At 40.4% G+C, this 934-nt stretch carries 1 protein-coding gene; it reads right to left on the bottom strand.

What is annotated here, in order from left to right:
• On the bottom strand, positions 1 to 901 hold a 901-nt coding region (locus tag ACFEL9_RS26125; RefSeq protein WP_385896359.1), incomplete at its 3' end, for a hypothetical protein.
• Positions 902 to 934: the final 33 nt, after the last annotated feature.

Genomic DNA, 934 nt, shown 5'->3' on the forward strand with positions numbered 1-934 from the left:
CAATTGCCGCAATAACTAAGTTGCGTTCCCGTGTTTCGGCGTCTCTTTCTTTTTGAAGTTCACGAAGCTCAGAAACGCTTGACTGATTGTCTAATCTAAGCCGGGAAATTTCCAAACGGCTGTTTGCAATAGCCCGCTCTGTAGAATCGTGTAAGTAACTGTATAATTGGAAATAATGATAAAAACTGTCATTGTTGCCGAATGCACGATATACATCGGCTGTGGCGTAATAGAGCCTTTGAAGGCTACTTGAATATTGTTGCGGTTGTTGTTGAAGCATTCGCATACCTTCCTTCACCTGCAGCAGGGCAATGTCTTTTTTCCCCTGCAATAAATTGATTCTCGCTATCCGTTCCAACGCGTTGATTGCACTCGCTACCTGGCCATGCTTTTTACTCGTGCTATAGTCGAATTCAAGCAATGGTTTAGCGATGTCATATTTTTTTTGTAAAAAATAGACTATTCCTCTGTTTCCCGAAATAATCCCTTTCCAAACTTCCGAATTTAACGCGTTTGCCATTTGCATGGCAATATCAAAATAATGAAATGCAGAATCGTAGTTGCCAATTTTTAGCCAGCAAAGTGCTATAGTATTCCAACGGCTCATCGTATTTACTCTCGCATCATGGGAAGTGTCTTTTTCATTTTCAATAGCTCTCCGGGCATAATACATACTTTTGTCGTAGTCCCGTGTAGTATAAAGAAGCTCTCCGAGAAATTGGTATTTATACGCATCATTCGTTATTCCTCTTTTATCAAAGATTTCTACCGCATTTAAACAATACATTGTTGCGAGTTCAATAGCCTTGCAGTAATACATCGTTTCTCCATACCACCAACTGACAGTTGCAATAAGGTAATCGTCATCTATTGCATACGCTTGCTGCAGGGCAGGCTTCATTAGTTGTATTATGGAATCCTTTGCCGCCATTTT

It is taken from the genome of Terrimonas alba (assembly GCF_042434975.1).
Lineage (GTDB): Bacteria > Bacteroidota > Bacteroidia > Chitinophagales > Chitinophagaceae > Terrimonas_B > Terrimonas_B alba.